We start from the raw sequence: 16,582 nt of genomic DNA, 5'->3' as shown, positions 1-16,582 counted from the left end.
GAGGAACCCAACCAGGAGCAAGCACCCTTGGTTACTTGGGGTGCTTTTCCAAGTAACTCGCCGAAGGCGAAATGTCTGCCGTTAGGCAGACGCCCTTGATCTAAACACAAACAATCAGGCCATCTCCGCCTTTGCCATAGCGATCCTGGTCTTCACCTCCCGCTCAGCGACCTGCTGATCCGTCTTCTGCTTCTGCAGCTCCGTCACCTGCTTGTCCACCGCCGCCTGCTCCTGCGGCGTCATGGCGTCGTATTCCGCCTTGCTGACGCCCGTCAACCGCTGCCGCACCTTCTCCGCGTCGGTCTGGTTCATGTAGGACAGGAACTGATCCTTCACCGAACCCACGCCATCAGAACCCGCGCCATCACTGGCCGCCAGATCATCAGAGACCGTCTTGCTGACACTGTCAGACGACGCGACCTGCTTGTCAGCGCTGGACACAAACGCCGCAGCCGCTGCCGCCTTGTCATCATCCGTCACCGCCGGCGCCGTGTTGGCCGCCGCTGCCTTCAGGTTCACCATCATCTTGGCAAACGACTCGTCGTAGCCCTGCTTGCCCTCGTTGCTGCTTTGCGCCGCGCCTTCGCCATTGCTCGCAATCGCCGCCACGGGTGTGGCGGCGCCGGCCATGGCGCTGGTGTAGGCGTCCGTGTCCGTCGTGGCGTAATGGGTGTGGCTCACGGCTTTTGACACGAACTGCTGGATAGCACTGTTGCCGATCAACATCTTTCACCTCCTGTTCAGGTTGTCCGATGTACCCCGACAGCAGCAAAACCGATGCCATCCAGCCTGCCCTCCCTGAAAGACCCGTCAACACGGGCCTGCGGACCCAGCGTCAAGCCATGAAGGGCCGCCATGATCGACAATGCTTGCCGTCTGCGGCAGATCCTCGCCGCCGGCTTGCCGTACCGGCCAGCGCGCTGCTGACAACCCGAGGCCGCCGCCCTATTTGAGAAACGCCTTCACCGCCTCATTCACCTGGCCCGCCTCACACGCCGGCGCCATGTGTCCGCAATCGCTGTTGAGTACCAGCAACTGCGCGCGCTTTTGGGCGGCCAGCGCCTTGGAAGGCGCCGGGTCGACCATGCGGTCCTGCTCGGAGGTGATGATCAACAGCCGCGCCTTGATTTTCCCGGCCAGTGCGGCCATGTCGCCGTGACGCAACAGATCGAACGACGTCATCGCCTGCAATTGCCGGTACCAGTCGACCGTGCTGAAGGACTGATTGCTCGCGGTGGCGGGCAACGTGCCGGCAGGTGAGGGACCGGTGCCGACGGTCTTGGCCGCCCTGTGTCCCGGCGTCCACAGATAACCGTTGTGTGTCGCCGCGAGCTGTTTGAAAGCCGTGCCCGGCGCATAGTTGCCGTCGTTCCAGCCGGGCGCGCGTTCGATGGCGGCCAGTTCTGCATTCCAGGCCTGCAGGTCGCGTTCGGTCGGGTGAGGCGTGCCGACGATGGTCACCACCTTGCTGGCGAAGTCCGGGTACATCACCGCCCACTGCAACGCCTGCATGCCACCCATGGAAATGCCGACGATGGCGTAGGCGTGATCAATGCCCAAGTACATGGCCAGCAACCGATGCTGCGCCTTGACCATATCGCGGATGCCGAACTGCGGAAACTTCAGGCGCGGCGCAATCGGGCTGTTGGACGGCGAGCACGACACGCCATTGCCGATGGCGTCCATCGCCACCACGTACCAGCGATTGGTGTCGACCAACTTGCCGGGGCCGATCATGTCGGCCTGGTCGGACGTCCGCCCGGCCAGCCAGGTAGTCACCAGCACGACGTTATTGCGATCTTCTGCCAGCGTGCCGTAGGTGCGATAAGCCAAGTCGCAACGCGAGATCTTGCCGCCGGTCATGTTCAACGAGCCAATGTTCACCCGTTGCTGCTCTGCCGCTTGGCAGATGCCCACACTCATCATGACCAGCAACGCACACAGCGTCCGGTCAGCGTAATGACGCAGTTTCATGGAATTCCTTAGTGGTAACGCCCGGCCGTGATAGCGCCTGAAAGATTTGCGGCTCCGGAAAACCATGTACATCAACACCATGCCGTCGCGCTGCGCCATCAGCGTAGACGGTTATGCCGTATGAGCGAGGCCGCTTCACGACTATTTTTTCAGGCCATTCAATAGCCTGAGTCATTTACGGTTGTGCGCCGCTTTCACCCGTCAAGGCGACAGATATCAGCATGAGGACTCCCCCTGCTCCACCGGCGATGGTAGCGTGCGGTGGTTTCTGATCGAAGGATCAGACCTTTCTCTCAACATGCCTGCCAAGGAATGCCCCACCCAATGGACTTTTCGCTCAAGCACCTCACCGCCGCTACATTGATGTTCGCCGGCGTCTGCGCCTTCACACCCGCTGCCTTTGCCAACCTCACCGCGCAACAGAGCAGCACGATTGTCACCACCTTCAAGGAAAACGCCGTCACTGATTTCCGCCAGTTCCTCAAGACCGTCAGCACCACCGACGTGGTCAAGGCGGCGGGCATCGAGCCGGCGATCAGCGCCTTCCTCGCCAATAAAAAACTGTCCGCCGATGAGCAGAACGATATCCATCGCCTGTTGGGGGTTTATGCGCGGGTGAAATACGGCAGCGCCGCCACCGAAACCCTGCGCGAACTGGTCGCCATTCCCACGTTCCAGACCGCTGGCGTCGCGCAACACGACAACCCCGCGTTCATCAAGATTGCCGAGAAAATCAAAACCCTCGCCCAGTCGTTCAACCTGACCTTCCGCAATATCGACAACCGCGTGTACGAGGTTTCCCTTGAGGGTTCAAGCCCTGAAGTGGTGGGGATTCATGCCCACGCCGACGTCGTTCCGGTCACCCTGGAAAACTGGGTGCTGGCTGACGGCACCCGCCTCGATCCGTTCAAAGTGACCCTGATCGGCGACCGCATGTACGGGCGCGGCACCGAGGATGACAAGAACGGTATCGTCGTCGCGCTGTACGCCATGAAGGTGATCAAGGAAGAGAAGCTGCCCCTGGCGCGCAATTTCAAGCTGCTGATCGACACCACCGAAGAAACCTCCGGCGACGCCATTCCCTACTACTTCGAGCGCAACCCGACGCCGGCCTACAACCTGGCACTCGATGGCAGCTACCCGGTGGTGATCGCGGAAAAGGGTTACGGCACGGTCATGGCCAGCTTCCCCCGTCGCACCGCCGAAGGCGCGGGCGCGGAAATCACTTCGATGACCGGCGGCATGGCGACCAACCAGATCCCGTCAAAATCAGTCGTCACGCTGGTGAGCGATCAGCCCGCTGAACTCGCCGCCGAGCTGCAGAAAGCCGGCGCTGAGTACGCCCAGCGCAACGGCGGCAACTTCAAGGTCGACGCAGAAGTCGCCGGCAAAGAGGTCAAGCTGACGGTCACCGGCGTCTCGGCGCACTCCTCCGAGCCCGAATCGGGGGTCAACCCGGTGGCGCGGATGCTCGATTTCATCAACGGTCTGGATGGCAAGGTCGCGCTCAAGCACAACGCGATCACCGACGCCGCGCGCTATGCCGCTGACAACTGGGGCCTTGATTACCTGGGCAGCAAACTGGGCGTCGGCTTCAGCGATGAGTTCATGGGCCCGCTGACGGCCTCACTGACCTACGTGGCGATGGACGACAAGGCCTTCAAGCTGGCGGTCAATCTGCGCGTGCCAAGGGGCAAATCGCCGGAAGCACTGAAAGCGGAAATCGCCCAGAAGCTGACCGCCTGGACCCAGCAGAGCCACATCACGCCGGGCTTTGATTACTCGATCGCCGAGCCGATGTACCGCAACCCTGAGGGCGAGTGGGTCAAGGCGCTGTTGGCCGTGGCCACCGAGAATCTGGGCATGGAGCACAAGTTCGGCACGTCCGCCGGCGCCACGTCAGTGCATGAGCTGCCCAACGGCGTGCAGTTCGGCCTGGCCAAACCCGACGTCAAATACACCGGTCACACCGACGCCGAGTTCAAGACCACCGAGCAGTTCCTGCTGGACTTGCAGATCGTCACCGAAATGATGGGCCGCATCGGTCAACTGCCGAAACTCTGACAACCCCTGCCCCGGGCCCGCTGCGGTGGCGGGCCTGATTCGCGCCGCTGAATGTGCAGTCATCAGGCACTCAATTTTGAAGCTTTGAGCCTGTCCGACGCACGATCTTGATCGAGTGTTTGAGGTTGGGCTTGCGGGTCACGCTGATCGCCCGTTGGGTGACCGTGTCCAGCGTGATGTTCCAGAAGCCGGTGCTGGGCACCACGATTTTCGCCGGGAAGCGGTCGAAGGCGCCGCCGTGATAGGTGTGCCGACCGCCGTTCTTGAAACTGCGGAAGTTGGCATCACTCATGAGGCGGATATTGCAGGCGTTCGAGGACTCGATCACCACAATGTCGCCTTCATTCAGGTGTTCGCGTTGGTGGATGAATTTCACGGGGATCCCACGGCAGAGTTGAAAACGGGCGCGAGAATATCATGGAGGCCTGGCCCGGAAGGCGGTGCTCACATGACCGCCTGAGCTACAGCCCAAAAAAAACCTCATGATCGCTCATGAGGTTTTTTTGTTTCTGGCCCTTGGTTCAGAGGTATGGCGACCGACGCCTTCCCGGCTGAAGCCGGTCCTACGACACCGCATGAGCCAGTAGGATCAGTTTTAGCGAGGTATCACGCCGGGGCGCTGGTGCGGATCAGGTGGTCGAAGGCGCTGAGGGAGGCTTTGGCGCCCTCGCCGACTGCGATCACGATCTGCTTGTACGGCACGGTGGTCACGTCACCGGCAGCGAAGATGCCCGGGATCGACGTCTCACCGCGTGGGTCGATGATGATCTCGCCCCGTGGCGACAGCTCGATGGTGCCCTTCAGCCATTCGGTGTTCGGGAGCAGGCCGATCTGCACAAAGATACCTTCCAGCTCGATGGTGATGTCTTCACCGGTAAGGCGGTTCTTGTAGCGCAGGCCGTTGACCTTCTGGCCGTCGCCGGTGACTTCGCTGGTCAACGCGCTGGTCAGCACCGTCACGTTGGGCAGGCTGTGCAACTTGCGTTGCAGGACCGCATCGGCGCGCAGATTGGCGTCGAATTCCAGCAGGGTCACGTGGGACACGATACCCGCCAGGTCGATGGCCGCTTCCACACCGGAGTTGCCGCCGCCGATCACCGCCACGCGCTTGCCCTTGAACAACGGACCGTCGCAGTGCGGGCAGTACGCCACGCCTTTGTTGCGGTACTGCTGCTCACCCGGCACATTCATTTCGCGCCAGCGTGCGCCGGTCGCCAGGATCACGGTCTTGCTTTTGAGCACGCCGCCGCTGGCGAACTTCACCTGGTGCAGCTCACCGTTCTTGCCCGGAATCAGTTGCTCGCCGCGCTGCAGGTTGATGACGTCGACTTCGTACTGTTTGACGTGTTCTTCGAGGGCGACAACCAGCTTTGGCCCCTCGGTGTGCTGCATCGAGATGAAGTTCTCGATCGCCATGGTGTCGAGCACCTGACCGCCGAAACGCTCGGCTGCCACAGCGGTGCGGATGCCTTTACGGGCAGCGTAGATCGCTGCCGACGAACCGGCCGGGCCACCGCCGACGACGAGCACGTCGAACGCTTCTTTGCCATTCAGCTTGTCGGCCTGACGATCGCCGGCGCTGGTGTCGATCTTCGCCAGAATCTCTTCCAGGTTCATCCGGCCCTGACCAAACAGCTCGCCGTTCAGGTAGATGCTTGGCACGGACATGATCTGGCGGTCGGTGACTTCCTGCTGAAACAGGCTGCCTTCGATGGCGACGTGTTCCACGTTCGGGTTAAGAACAGCCAGCAGGTTCAGCGCCTGGACCACGTCCGGGCAGTTCTGGCAGGTCAGCGAGAAGTAGGTTTCAAACTTGAACTCACCGGTCAGTCCGCGGGCCTGTTCAATGGTGTCCTCGGAGGATTTGGACGGGTAGCCGCCGACTTGCAGCAGCGCCAGCACCAGCGAGGTGAATTCGTGACCCATTGGCAGACCGGCGAAACGCAGCTTGATGTCCTGGCCCGGGCTGTTCAGGGCGAAGGACGGCGTGCGTGCATCGCTGCCATTGGTGTCCAGGGTGATCTTGTCGGAGCTGCTGACGATGTCATTGAGCAGGGCCAGCATTTCCTGGGATTTTGCGCCGTCATCAAGGGACGCAACGATCTCGATCGGGCGAGTGATCCGCTCCAGGTAAGATTTCAACTGAGCTTTAAGATTGGCGTCCAACATGGTTCGGCTTCCTTCTTCACTTTCAGGTCTGGATACGTTCAAGATCTAGCGGGTTCTACAAAAAAAAACGCCCAGGCGATGACCGCCCGGGCGTTTTTTGGGGGCGATGCGGTTTACGTGCTCATGGGCTCATCGCCCCCGATCCGGTCATGACGACTTAGATCTTGCCAACCAGGTCCAGCGAAGGAGCCAGGGTGGCCTCGCCTTCTTTCCACTTGGCTGGGCAGACTTCGCCCGGGTGAGCAGCAACGTACTGAGCCGCCTTGATTTTGCGCAGCAGCTCGGAAGCGTCACGGCCAACACCGCCGTCGTTCAGTTCGACGATTTTGATTTCGCCTTCCGGGTTGATCACGAAAGTACCGCGGTCAGCCAGACCAGCTTCTTCGATCAGGACGTCGAAGTTGCGGGAGATTTTCAGGGTCGGGTCACCGATCATGGTGTACTGGATTTTGCCGATGGCTGGTGAAGTGTTGTGCCAGGCAGCGTGGGCAAAGTGGGTGTCGGTGGAAACGCTGTAGATTTCGACGCCCAGTTTCTGGAACTCGGCGTAGTTGTCCGCCAGGTCTTCCAGCTCGGTTGGGCAAACGAAGGTGAAGTCAGCCGGGTAGAAGAACACCACAGACCATTTGCCTTTCAGGTCGGCGTCCGACACTTCTACGAAGTTGCCGTTCTTGAAAGCAGTTGCCGTGAACGGTTTGACTTGGCTGTTGATGATAGGCATCAGTGAATCTCCTGAGGGTTGTGAAAATGGGGTGTTACAAATTCGATGGGGAGGATACTACGCAAAATCGTCAGCAGGGACTCATTGGCAAAGCTCATGCTTATGATTGGTTTTGACTATAAGGATGCTTTATTAATAGAAGACGTTGTTGGGCGGGTGCGGTTGGGTCACCCGCACTGTCGACCGGAAAGCTTCCCGGCTAAAGCCGGTCCTACGGATCCAGCCAGTCCTGGTGATCCAGCCAGTCCTAGGCTGCTGATTCGATCAGGCTTCGCACCCGCACGGCAAGTTCGTCGATGCTGAAGGGTTTGGTGAGTAAATCCATGCCATCGTCGAGGAAGTCACCACGCACTTCGGCCTCCCGCGCATAACCGGTCATGAACAAAACCTTCAGCCCCGGGCGATGCTGGCGTGCCACTTCTGCCAACTGGCGACCATTCAGCCCCGGCAGTCCCACATCCGTGACCAGCAGATCAACGGGCTCGGCTCCCTGCAAAGCCACCAGTGCCTCATGGCTGTCGCAGGCGACGTTCACGCGATAACCCAGCTCCTTCAACACATCCACCACCAGCATGCGCACCTCAGCCTCGTCCTCCACCACCAGCACGCGCTCGCCCAGGCCGGCGCGAGGCGGCTCGAAGCTGCGAGGGACGGCGGGGGGAAGCTCGGCAACCTCGTGGTGACACGGCAACAACAAGTCGATGCGCGTACCACGCCCTTCTTCGCTGGAAATGCTGACCCGGCCGCCGGTCTGGTTGATGAAGCCGTAGACCATCGACAGGCCCAGGCCAGTGCCCTGCCCGATCGGCTTGGTGGTGAAGAACGGATCAAAGGCCCGTGCGATAACCTCGCTGGACATGCCCAGCCCGGTGTCCTGCACACGAAGGCGCACGTAGTCGCCCGGCGCCAGCGCGTCCTGCAGCAGGGCAATGTGGGTCAGTTCGGTCTGGATCAATAACCGACCGCCATCGGGCATCGCGTCGCGGGCGTTGATGACCAGATTAAGCAACGCATTCTCGAGCTGATGCTCATCGGTGTTGGTCAGGCACGAGATCGTGTGCAGGTCGACTTCCAGCTCGATGCTTTCACCAATGGTCCGGCGCAGCAGTTCTTCCATCGACGTCACCATGTGGTTGACGTCCACCGGCCGCTGGTTCAGTGACTGGCGACGGGCGAACGCAAGCAGGCGATGGGTGAGCGACGCAGCGCGGTTGGCCGAGCCCATGGCGGCCTCGATGTAACGATCGATCTCCGACACACGCCCTGCGGCGACCCGACGCTGGATCAGGTCCAGTGCGCCGAGCACGCCGGTGAGCATGTTGTTGAAGTCGTGGGCGATACCGCCAGTCAGCTGGCCGATGGCGTCCATTTTCTGCGCGTGGCGCAAGGCCTCTTCAGCCTGGGCACGCTCACTGATTTCGACCTGCAGTCGCTCGTTGCTTTCGGCCAGTTCGCGGGTGCGCTCGGCGACGCGCTGTTCGAGGCTCTCGTTCAGCTCGCGCAGCGCGTCTTCGGCACTGACCTGGGCGGTGATGTCCGTGCTCGTGCTCAACCAGTGGATGATGCTGCCGCGCTCATCGCGGATCGGCAATGCACGGGAGAGGAACCAGCGGTACTGGCCGTCCTTGCCGCGCAGCGGGAAGGTGTCCTCCCACAACGAGCCGGTGGCGAAGCAGCGCTGCAGACGTGATTCGACCCGCTGCCCATGGTCAGGGTGATGCAACGATCGCCAGCCCAGCGCCATCATCGCTTCGTATGAGGTGCCGGTGTAGCTGTACCAGCGTTCGTTGTACCAATGGATGTGACCGGCGGGGTCAGCGATCCAGGCCAACTGACTCATGTTATCGGCGAGGCTGCGAAACTGCCGCTCACTCTCATCAAGCGCTTCGGTTCTGGAAAGCGCCTGGTCATCAGGTCCTGCTGGATTCAAGGGCATGGCTGCCGAAAAACTCGTGCTGGTCAAAGAGTGGGTCCGTCCCTAAAAACAATGGCTGGCCCGGCTCCCTCCATGGAGGCCGGACCGTTCACGTGTGCCGCGCGAGGCTTAACAACACGTGCCAGGTGATGCTTAGCGTGTCGGTGTGCGCATGGTGACGAATTCTTCCGCCGCCGTCGGGTGCACACCGATGGTGTCGTCGAAAATCTGCTTGGTGGCGCCGGCCTTGAGGGCGATCGCCAGGCTCTGAATGATCTCGCCGGCGTCCGGGCCGACCATGTGGCAACCCAGCACGCGATCGGTTTTGGCATCGACCACCAGTTTCATCAGGGTGCGCTCCTGATTATCGGTCAGCGACAGCTTCATCGGCCGGAACGTGCTTTCGAACACCTGCACCTCATACCCGTCCTTCATGGCTTCGGCCTCGGTGAGACCGACCGTGCCGATGTTCGGCAGGCTGAACACGGCAGTGGGAATGTGGCGGTAATCCACAGGGCGGTACTGCTCGGGCTTGAACAGGCGCCGCGCGACGGCCATGCCCTCGGCCAGCGCCACCGGCGTCAACTGCACGCGGCCGATGATGTCGCCGACGGCGATGATCGACGGCTCGGTGGTCTGGTAATCACCGTTGACCTTGATGAAGCCCTTGTCATCCAGCTCGACGTTGACGGTGTCCATGCCCAGGTTGTCCAGCATCGGGCGGCGCCCGGTGGCGTAGAACACGCAGTCGGTGTTGAAACGGCTGCCGTCGTTCAGGCTCAGTTGCAAGGTGCCGTCGGCCAGCTTCTCGATACTGCTGATCTCGGTCTTGAAGCGAATGTCCATCTCGCGCTTGGCGAGCTCTTCGTGCAGATGGGTGCGCACGCTCTCATCGAAGCCGCGCAGGAACAACTCGCCGCGGTACATCAGCGAAACGTCAGCGCCCAGGCCGTTGAAGATCGAGGCGAACTCCACCGCGATGTAGCCGCCGCCGACCACGACGACGCGCTTGGGCATCTGCTCGAGGAAGAACACTTCGTTGGAGGTGATGGCGTGCTCGCGGCCCGGAATGTCCGGCACCTGTGGCCAGCCACCGGTGGCAATCATGATGTGCTCGGCCGTGTGAACCTGGCCGTTGATTTCGACTTCGTGGGGGCCGCGCAGGCGTGCATGGCCTTCCATCAGTGACACGCCGCTGCTGTCCAGCAGCTTGCGGTAGACGCCATTGAGGCGGCTGATCTCGCGGTTCTTGTTGGCGATCAGGGTGGGCCAGTCGAAATGCGCCTCGCCACTGCTCCAGCCATAGCCTTTCGCCTGTTCGAAGTCTTCGGAATAGTGCGCGCCGTAGACCATCAGCTTCTTCGGTACGCAACCGACGTTGACGCACGTGCCCCCCAGATAACGGCTCTCGGCCACGGCCACGCGCGCACCGAAGCCGGCGGAAAACCGCGCCGCCCGGACGCCCGCCGAGCCTGCGCCGATTACAAAAAGGTCAAAGTCGTAGCTCATCTGTCTCTCCTAAGCGATGCGCTAGCATAACCGCTTGAGCGCGCTCGGCAAGTTCCGCAGGGCAGAAACGACAAAGCCACCCGAAGGTGGCTTTGTCATACATACAGCGGCGTGGCAAAAGCCAGTACAACTGCTGTCATGTGCTGATTACAGTTCTTTGTAGAAATGCTCGAAGCAGAAGTTGGTGGCTTCGACGTAACCGGCCGCACCGCCGCAATCGAAACGCGTGCCCTGGAATTTGTAGGCCAGTACGTTGCCTTCAGCAGCTTGCTTCATCAAAGCGTCAGTGATCTGGATTTCACCGCCTTTGCCCGGCTCGGTCTGCTCGATTTTCTCGAAAATGTCCGGGGTGAGGATGTAACGACCAATGATCGCCAGATTCGAAGGCGCATCTTCAGGCTTTGGCTTCTCGACCATGTCGGTCACGCGGAACAGGCCAGGCTTGATCTCTTCACCCGCGATCACGCCGTATTTGTGAGTCTGATCGGCAGGCACTTCCTGAATGGCGACGATCGAGCATTTGTACTGCTTGTGCAGCTTGACCATCTGCTCCAGGACACCGTCACCGCCGGGATTGACACACAAGTCATCTGCCAGAACCACGGCAAATGCTTCGTTGCCAATCAGAGGCCGGCCGCTGAGAATTGCGTGGCCCAGACCTTTCATTTCGGTTTGACGGGTGTAGGAGAAGCTGCATTCGTCGATCAGTTTGCGGATGCCGACCAGGTATTTCTCTTTGTCGGTGCCTTTGATCTGGTGTTCGAGCTCGTAGCTGATGTCGAAGTGGTCTTCCAGCGCGCGCTTGCCGCGGCCAGTAACGATGGAGATTTCGGTCAAACCGGCCTCCAAGGCCTCTTCTACGCCGTATTGGATCAGTGGCTTGTTAACAACTGCCAGCATCTCTTTGGGCATGGCCTTGGTCGCTGGCAAAAAGCGAGTGCCGTATCCGGCTGCAGGGAACAAGCATTTCTTGATCATATAAATCCTTGATGAGCTGGGGGTGTTGCGGCGCAGTCTAATGAGGCGGCGATAACCTTACAATGCCGCTACTGGCCGTTCGCTGCCTAGGTAGAGGAACGCTGACGCAGATAGTTCCGCAAATAGTTCCGCAGATAGTTCCGCAACCCGCTGCCTCGCCACGCTTCACCCACTGATTACTGGAATTCCATGCTGTCCGTCATACGAGGGCATCCAGCGCCGCGTAACCGCCGTTCGGTGACCTTCGCAAGCGTAGCTCTGTTCGCCATCCCCCGTGGGAAATTGTGCGATTGCCCTTTGGCATTTGCCGATTATCATGGGCGCCTGAATCACTAATCGAGACAAGTCGATGTCTGAAGTCAAAAGCGTGAACGGGTACCAGATCAAGAAGCTCCAGGACGGCCAATGGTGGCTGGTCGGCCACGACGGTGAAGCCGTGGCAGGCCCGTTCTCCAGCGAGAGCAGCGCCATTGAAGTCGCCGCCGTATTCGAAGACACGCCAGCCCCGCGTCGTCGGGCTGACAAGAAAGACTGATCCCCTGGCCCGGCCAGCCCCGCAATGGGGCATGGCCCGGGCGCAGCTCGGGTCCAGCAGTGCTCATGTGCGGTTAACTCAGCACGCGCACCCTGCAAAAAATGTCGGGTGATGCCGGAACGATGGCACCCACCCCAAGTCTGAGACTAGCAATCCCAAAGCAGCACACCCCACACCGGCCCTCATCGCGAAGCATTCCACCATGATCAAGATCTTATCCGTCATTGCTGTACTGGCCTTGACCGGTTGCGCGACTGCGCAGAACACCTACCTCAAAGACGGCAAACAGGCGTTGAGCATCGACTGCTCCGGCGAAGCCATGTCCTGGGCCGCTTGCTACGAAAAGGCTGACGCTTCCTGCGCGGGCACCGGCTACAACATCGTAAGCACTAATGGCACGCCGCAACCCAAGGAAGATGACAAGACCCTGGGTGTCGATGTCGGCAACTATAAAAACCGCACGGTGCTGGTGGTCTGCAAATAACGTCGCTGGCCGTTTACCGCTGTACCCACGTCACTTCCTGATGCTGTCTCAACCGCTTCATTCGCCCGAGATACAGGCCGTCACGGCATGCTGCACGTCTTTGGGTCGCAGCGGGTTGTTCGACATGCGCTCGAACAGCTTGATCGAGCTGCCGCCGGAGCGGGTCTCGATGTCGACGATGGCAGCAGGATCACTGCTCAGCAGCTTCTGTGGAACGATGATGCGCAGGCCCTCTTTGTGCGGCTCGATCTGCGGCGGCTTGCGGCTGTCGGAGATGCGTCCGACAAAGCACGCGGCATAATCCTTCGGCGACTTGCCGGACATCACACTCATGGTCGCCGGGGTGTGTTCAATGTCTGTAACTGTGGCGCAGCCGGTCATCGCCAGGGCCAGAATAACAACCGCCAATTTCATACAATCCCTCCAGTAAAGGTCCTTACGACAAGCCTGACCCGGATTAAATCCCGCACGCCTGCTTTTTTAACTGCCAGCCTTGCTGTCAGCGCTGCGCTGATTCGGGCTGAGGGCAGCGCAATAAAACCCGCCGGGATGATCAATGCCCAGGCTCGCCGTGCTATCGTTTCGGGTTTTCGAGAACGCTGTCTCCGGAGACACCCATGAAATTCGTTCACCAGCGCGAGCACCTTAACGAAGACGACATGGTCGTCATCGAGTGCTCCCAGCTTTGCAACATACGCCTGATGAGTGATGCCAACTTCCGCAGCTTCAAGAACGGCGGCCGTCACACCTACCACGGCGGCGCATTCGACCGTTTCCCTGCCAAGATCGCGGTGCCCAGCACCGGCTTCTGGAACATCACCATCGACACCGCTGGCCGCAAACTGGACAGCCATGGCGGGCGCAAAACCGCTTTCACCCATTCCATCAAGATCGTCCGCCGCTCGTCCTCGCGTCTGAGCTAAGGCGCCATTGAACACCGGACGACGTGAAATCTTTGTGGTTTTTTTGCGAACATCCGGTCAGCGTTTCCAAGGAGTCAAATGTGAGCACCCCTGCCCCCGTCGTCAAATACGCGATCAGCTACAAGCTCAACGGTGAGCGTCGTTTCGAATTTGCCCTGTTGCAGTCCCCTTCCACCGAGGAAGCCCTGGCAGCCCTGCAGAAAATGCACGCCGACGGTGATGATGTCATCAGCGATGTGAAGGTCAGCAAAGCGCTGTAGGCGAAATCTGGATCGGGGACGCCCATGGTGATGCAGCGCAAAGGCACGACGCCGGCGACGTTTGATCTGTTCGCGGAGGACACGCCGCAGTTGCCTTCCCGGGAGCAGATCGGGCCGGAGTCGTTTGTGTTCCGTGGCTTCGCCCTGCCCTTTATCGAGTCATTGCTGCCTGCGCTGGAGTCGGTTCTTGCGCAGGCGCCGTTCCGCAACATGGTCACGCCCGGTGGTTACACGATGTCGGTGGCGCTGAGCAGTTGTGGGGAGTTCGGCTGGACGACAGACCGAAGTGGCTATGCCTATTCTCCGGTCGATCCCATGACGGGTCAGCCGTGGCCGGCGATGCCCGAGGTTTTGATGGAGCTGGCGGTGGCGGCGGCCTCGGCGGCGGGGTTTGAGGGGTTTGTGCCGGATGCGTGCCTGATCAATCGTTATATTCCCGGGGCGAAGATGTCGCTTCATCAGGATAAGGATGAGCGCGGTTTGGAGTGGCCGGTGGTGTCGGTGTCGCTGGGGTTGCCGGCGATGTTTTTGTTTGGTGGTCATGGGCGCGGTGATCCGACTCAGCGGGTGCCGTTGTTTCATGGGGATGTGGTGGTGTGGGGCGGGGTTGATCGGTTGCGCTTTCACGGGGTGCTGCCGATTCGGCAGGCGGAGCATCCGGAGCTGGGGGAGCAGCGGATCAATTTTACGTTTCGTAAGGCGCGGTGAGGGGACTGGTGAGGGGACTGATTTATTTACAGCGCTTCATCGTAAATTAATCTGTCCCCGAGTGCGCTTGTCCCCAAGTGCGCGGTGCGGCTGAGAGGGGTCTGCCTAACGGCAGACATTTCGCCTCCGGCGAGTTACTTGATAAAGCCCCAAGTAACCAAGGGCTTGTGCTCCTGGTTGGGCTCCTCCTTCGTCGGAGTACCCTCACTCCGGTCTCGCTCCGTGGGCCCGCGCCGAACGGACATCCATGTCCTGACGGCGCTCTCGCCGCATCCATGCGGCTCGGCCCACTCCGCGAAACCTGCGTTCAGCCTGCACCCAAGTCGCGTTCTGCGGTGTCTGGGCTTTTTGCGTATGAAGATCAAAATCAACAGCAAAAGCTTCCCGGCTGAAGCCGGTCCTACAGGGTGGATGCGGTGCTTTTAGTGGGACCGGCTTTAGCCGGGAAGAGGCCCGTGCAGGCGCCCTTAATCCATGGGTGTAACGCATCGTCTTCCCGGCGATGCCGACCCCACTATGACGGTGTGGCCGCGCGGGTTTTTACGGGGCAGATGACGCGGTGCAGGTTGAGGGCGGTGTTGATGATGCCGATGTGGCTGAAAGCCTGGGGGAAGTTGCCGAGCATGCGGTTTTGCTGGGGGTCGTATTGTTCGGCGAGGAGGCCGACGTCGTTGCACAGACCGCACAGGCGTGCGAAGAGGAGTTGGGCTTCTTCGTCGCGGCCTTGGAGCACGTAGACATCGGCGAGCCAGAACGAGCACACCAGGAACGTCCCTTCGCTGCCCGACACGCCATCGGTGCTGCGTTCGCTGTCGTAGCGCAATAGCAGGCCGTCTTTCATCAGCGATTGTTCTATCCGCGTGACGGTGCCGGTGACGCGGGGGTCGTCGACGGGGAGGAAGCCGGTGAGCGCGATCTGCAGCAGACTGGCGTCCATTTCCTGGCCGCCGTAGGTCTGCACGAAGCTGCCCAGTGCGGCGTCGTAACCGTTGGCGCAGACGTCGGCGTGAATCTGATCGGCAACCTGCCGATAGTGCTGTCCCCGCTCGCGCTCTTCCGGGTCATCGCTCTTGGCCAACACCCCGGCATTGCGGTCGAACGACACCCAGGCCATGACTTTGGAATGGGTGAAGTGCCGCGGCGCCGAACGGATTTCCCAAATGCCGGCGTCCGGTTGATGCCAGACTTTTTCCAGAAACGGCATGATCACTTTCTGGATTTCCGTGCCGCGCGGCAGCGCCGGCAATCCGTTTTTAAGGGCTTGGGTCATGGCGTCGGCGACTTCGCCGTAGACGTCCAACTGCACCTGACTGGCCGCGCCGTTGCCCACCCGCACCGGACGCGATTGCGCGTAACCGGCCAGCCAAGGCAATTCATACTCCAGCAAACGTCGCTCGCCTGCCAGGCCGTACATGATCTGGACTTGATCCGGGTTGCCGGCGATGGAGCGCAGCAGCCAGTTGCGCCACGCAGTCGCTTCTTCGAAATAGCCCAGGTTCATGAACGCCAGCAGGGTCATGGTCGCATCGCGCAGCCAGCAGAAGCGGTAATCCCAGTTGCGCTCGCCGCCCAACTGTTCGGGCAGCGACGTGGTCACCGCTGCGACGATCCCGCCGGTGGGCGCGTAGGTCATGGCTTTGAGGGTGATCAGCGAACGTTTGACCTGATCCGTCCACGGACCGACATCCGGGCACCGGTCAGAAAAACCCCGCCAGAACGTTTCGGTCTGCTGCAGCGCCAACTCCATATCGAAGCCCCCACGAACCGGCTCGTGGGAGACCTGCCAGGACAACGCGAAACCCAGCCGCTGGCCTGCTTCAACGCTGAACAGGCTCTCGGTGTGGTGGTCCATCGGGTGCAGTTCGGCAGGCGTGCGCAGCACCAGCATGTCCGGGCCGGCAACGGCGGTCATGGTGTGCGGCTCGCGCTTCTCGACCCACGGCACCGTGCTGCCGTAGTCAAAGCGAATCGCCAGGTCCATTGAGAAATCCACGCGCCCTTCCACGCCGACGACGATGCGCACCACGCTGCTGTCGATCTCCATGGGCATGAAATCGATGAGCAACGCCTGTCCGGTGTCGGTGGTGAAGAGGGTTTCGAGAATCAGTGTGCCGTCGCGATAGCTGCGGCGCGTCCGGGCGCGGCCATCAACCGGGGCTAGCTTCCAACGCCCGTTGTTGCTGTCACCCAGCAGCGCGGCGAAACAGGCTGGCGCATCAAAGCGCGGAAAACACAGCCAGTCCAGTGACCCGTCGCGGGCCACGAGCGCGGCGGTCCGGCAGTTGCCGAGCAGCGCGTAGTCTTCAATCAACACAGCCATCGGGCGGTTATCCCTCTCGGTG

General features: G+C 60.8%; 15 protein-coding genes and 1 pseudogene. 6 read left to right on the top strand and 10 right to left on the bottom strand.

Annotated features, from left to right (window positions below):
* Positions 1–114: 114 nt before the first annotated feature.
* Together QWI18_RS24845 and QWI18_RS24840 are read right to left on the bottom strand one after the other, a co-directional pair.
* Complete coding sequence (locus QWI18_RS24845) at positions 115–726, bottom strand: hypothetical protein (RefSeq protein ID WP_369320113.1); 612 nt, start codon at positions 724–726, stop codon at positions 115–117.
* A 219-nt stretch (positions 727–945) separates the two neighbouring features.
* Complete coding sequence (locus QWI18_RS24840; RefSeq protein WP_369320112.1) at positions 946–1,974, bottom strand: alpha/beta fold hydrolase; 1,029 nt, start codon at positions 1,972–1,974, stop codon at positions 946–948.
* Positions 1,975–2,298: 324 nt separating this feature from the next.
* Between QWI18_RS24840 and QWI18_RS24835 the strand changes: the two genes are divergently transcribed.
* Positions 2,299–4,038 carry a dipeptidase gene (locus QWI18_RS24835; protein ID WP_369320111.1) on the top strand — a complete coding sequence of 580 codons (1,740 nt, stop codon included), beginning with the start codon at positions 2,299–2,301 and terminating at the stop codon, positions 4,036–4,038.
* 70 nt (positions 4,039–4,108) lie between these two features.
* Here QWI18_RS24835 and QWI18_RS24830 read toward each other — a convergent pair whose 3' ends face one another.
* The 6 genes and pseudogenes from QWI18_RS24830 to galU form a co-directional block, all read right to left on the bottom strand.
* Positions 4,109–4,414 (bottom strand): DUF1883 domain-containing protein, encoded by a 306-nt coding sequence (locus QWI18_RS24830; RefSeq protein WP_282373314.1) that lies wholly within the window; start codon positions 4,412–4,414, stop codon positions 4,109–4,111.
* Positions 4,415–4,644: 230 nt separating this feature from the next.
* On the bottom strand, positions 4,645–6,207 hold the full coding sequence (gene ahpF, locus QWI18_RS24825) for an alkyl hydroperoxide reductase subunit F (RefSeq protein ID WP_296310009.1): 1,563 nt from the start codon (positions 6,205–6,207) through the stop codon (positions 4,645–4,647).
* 157 nt (positions 6,208–6,364) lie between these two features.
* Positions 6,365–6,928: an alkyl hydroperoxide reductase subunit C gene (gene ahpC, locus QWI18_RS24820; RefSeq protein ID WP_065987199.1), complete on the bottom strand. Its 564-nt coding sequence runs from the start codon at positions 6,926–6,928 to the stop codon at positions 6,365–6,367.
* A gap of 247 nt (positions 6,929–7,175) precedes the next feature.
* Positions 7,176–8,813 (bottom strand): annotated as a pseudogene (locus QWI18_RS24815) (ATP-binding protein); the annotation flags it as partial.
* 183 nt (positions 8,814–8,996) lie between these two features.
* Positions 8,997–10,352: a glutathione-disulfide reductase gene (gorA, locus tag QWI18_RS24810; protein WP_065987197.1), complete on the bottom strand. Its 1,356-nt coding sequence runs from the start codon at positions 10,350–10,352 to the stop codon at positions 8,997–8,999.
* Between the two features lie 147 nt (positions 10,353–10,499).
* Positions 10,500–11,330: a UTP--glucose-1-phosphate uridylyltransferase GalU gene (gene galU / locus QWI18_RS24805; RefSeq protein ID WP_296310007.1), complete on the bottom strand. Its 831-nt coding sequence runs from the start codon at positions 11,328–11,330 to the stop codon at positions 10,500–10,502.
* Positions 11,331–11,679: 349 nt separating this feature from the next.
* On the opposite strand from galU, the gene QWI18_RS24800 reads away from it, so the two are divergent.
* Both QWI18_RS24800 and QWI18_RS24795 read left to right on the top strand, forming a co-directional pair.
* A complete protein-coding gene (locus QWI18_RS24800; RefSeq protein ID WP_065987194.1) occupies positions 11,680–11,865 on the top strand; it encodes a hypothetical protein in 186 nt (61 codons plus the stop codon).
* Positions 11,866–12,067: 202 nt separating this feature from the next.
* A complete protein-coding gene (locus QWI18_RS24795) occupies positions 12,068–12,349 on the top strand; it encodes a hypothetical protein (protein WP_065987192.1) in 282 nt (93 codons plus the stop codon).
* Positions 12,350–12,406: 57 nt separating this feature from the next.
* On the opposite strand, the gene QWI18_RS24790 is transcribed toward QWI18_RS24795, so the two are convergent.
* Positions 12,407–12,763 carry a hypothetical protein gene (locus QWI18_RS24790; RefSeq protein WP_065987190.1) on the bottom strand — a complete coding sequence of 119 codons (357 nt, stop codon included), beginning with the start codon at positions 12,761–12,763 and terminating at the stop codon, positions 12,407–12,409.
* 203 nt (positions 12,764–12,966) lie between these two features.
* On the opposite strand from QWI18_RS24790, the gene QWI18_RS24785 reads away from it, so the two are divergent.
* The 3 genes from QWI18_RS24785 (at position 12,967) to alkB (ending at position 14,240) form a co-directional block, all read left to right on the top strand.
* On the top strand, positions 12,967–13,272 hold the full coding sequence (locus QWI18_RS24785; protein WP_037010615.1) for a DUF1883 domain-containing protein: 306 nt from the start codon (positions 12,967–12,969) through the stop codon (positions 13,270–13,272).
* 80 nt (positions 13,273–13,352) lie between these two features.
* The gene (locus tag QWI18_RS24780) at positions 13,353–13,532 is read left to right on the top strand and encodes a hypothetical protein (protein WP_296310002.1); all 180 of its coding nucleotides are present in this window, start codon (positions 13,353–13,355) and stop codon (positions 13,530–13,532) included.
* A gap of 30 nt (positions 13,533–13,562) precedes the next feature.
* Positions 13,563–14,240: a DNA oxidative demethylase AlkB gene (gene alkB, locus QWI18_RS24775; protein WP_369320114.1), complete on the top strand. Its 678-nt coding sequence runs from the start codon at positions 13,563–13,565 to the stop codon at positions 14,238–14,240.
* 514 nt (positions 14,241–14,754) lie between these two features.
* Here the strand turns inward: alkB and QWI18_RS24770 are convergent.
* Entirely contained in the window at positions 14,755–16,560 is a 1,806-nt protein-coding gene (locus QWI18_RS24770; protein WP_369320110.1) for a glycoside hydrolase family 15 protein, read from the bottom strand.
* Positions 16,561–16,582: the final 22 nt, after the last annotated feature.

Origin of the sequence: Pseudomonas sp. W2Oct36 (assembly GCF_041060465.1) — a bacterium.
Classification (GTDB): domain Bacteria; phylum Pseudomonadota; class Gammaproteobacteria; order Pseudomonadales; family Pseudomonadaceae; genus Aquipseudomonas; species Aquipseudomonas graminis_B.
Note: the sequence above shows the minus strand (reverse complement) of the source record. Positions and strands in the feature narration are given on the sequence as shown.

Excerpts from the sequence above, each read along its gene's own strand:
- QWI18_RS24835 (WP_369320111.1), top strand. The coding sequence starts at position 2,299 with ATGGACTTTTCGCTCAAGCACCTCACCGCCGCTACATTGATGTTCGCC.
- gorA (WP_065987197.1), bottom strand. The coding sequence starts at position 10,352 with ATGAGCTACGACTTTGACCTTTTTGTAATCGGCGCAGGCTCGGCGGGC.
- QWI18_RS24800 (WP_065987194.1), top strand. The coding sequence starts at position 11,680 with ATGTCTGAAGTCAAAAGCGTGAACGGGTACCAGATCAAGAAGCTCCAG.
- ahpF (WP_296310009.1), bottom strand. The coding sequence starts at position 6,207 with ATGTTGGACGCCAATCTTAAAGCTCAGTTGAAATCTTACCTGGAGCGG.
- QWI18_RS24790 (WP_065987190.1), bottom strand. The coding sequence starts at position 12,763 with ATGAAATTGGCGGTTGTTATTCTGGCCCTGGCGATGACCGGCTGCGCC.
- QWI18_RS24785 (WP_037010615.1), top strand. The coding sequence starts at position 12,967 with ATGAAATTCGTTCACCAGCGCGAGCACCTTAACGAAGACGACATGGTC.
- ahpC (WP_065987199.1), bottom strand. The coding sequence starts at position 6,928 with ATGCCTATCATCAACAGCCAAGTCAAACCGTTCACGGCAACTGCTTTC.
- QWI18_RS24845 (WP_369320113.1), bottom strand. The coding sequence starts at position 726 with ATGTTGATCGGCAACAGTGCTATCCAGCAGTTCGTGTCAAAAGCCGTG.
- galU (WP_296310007.1), bottom strand. The coding sequence starts at position 11,330 with ATGATCAAGAAATGCTTGTTCCCTGCAGCCGGATACGGCACTCGCTTT.
- alkB (WP_369320114.1), top strand. The coding sequence starts at position 13,563 with ATGCAGCGCAAAGGCACGACGCCGGCGACGTTTGATCTGTTCGCGGAG.
- QWI18_RS24840 (WP_369320112.1), bottom strand. The coding sequence starts at position 1,974 with ATGAAACTGCGTCATTACGCTGACCGGACGCTGTGTGCGTTGCTGGTC.
- QWI18_RS24770 (WP_369320110.1), bottom strand. The coding sequence starts at position 16,560 with ATGGCTGTGTTGATTGAAGACTACGCGCTGCTCGGCAACTGCCGGACC.
- QWI18_RS24795 (WP_065987192.1), top strand. The coding sequence starts at position 12,068 with ATGATCAAGATCTTATCCGTCATTGCTGTACTGGCCTTGACCGGTTGC.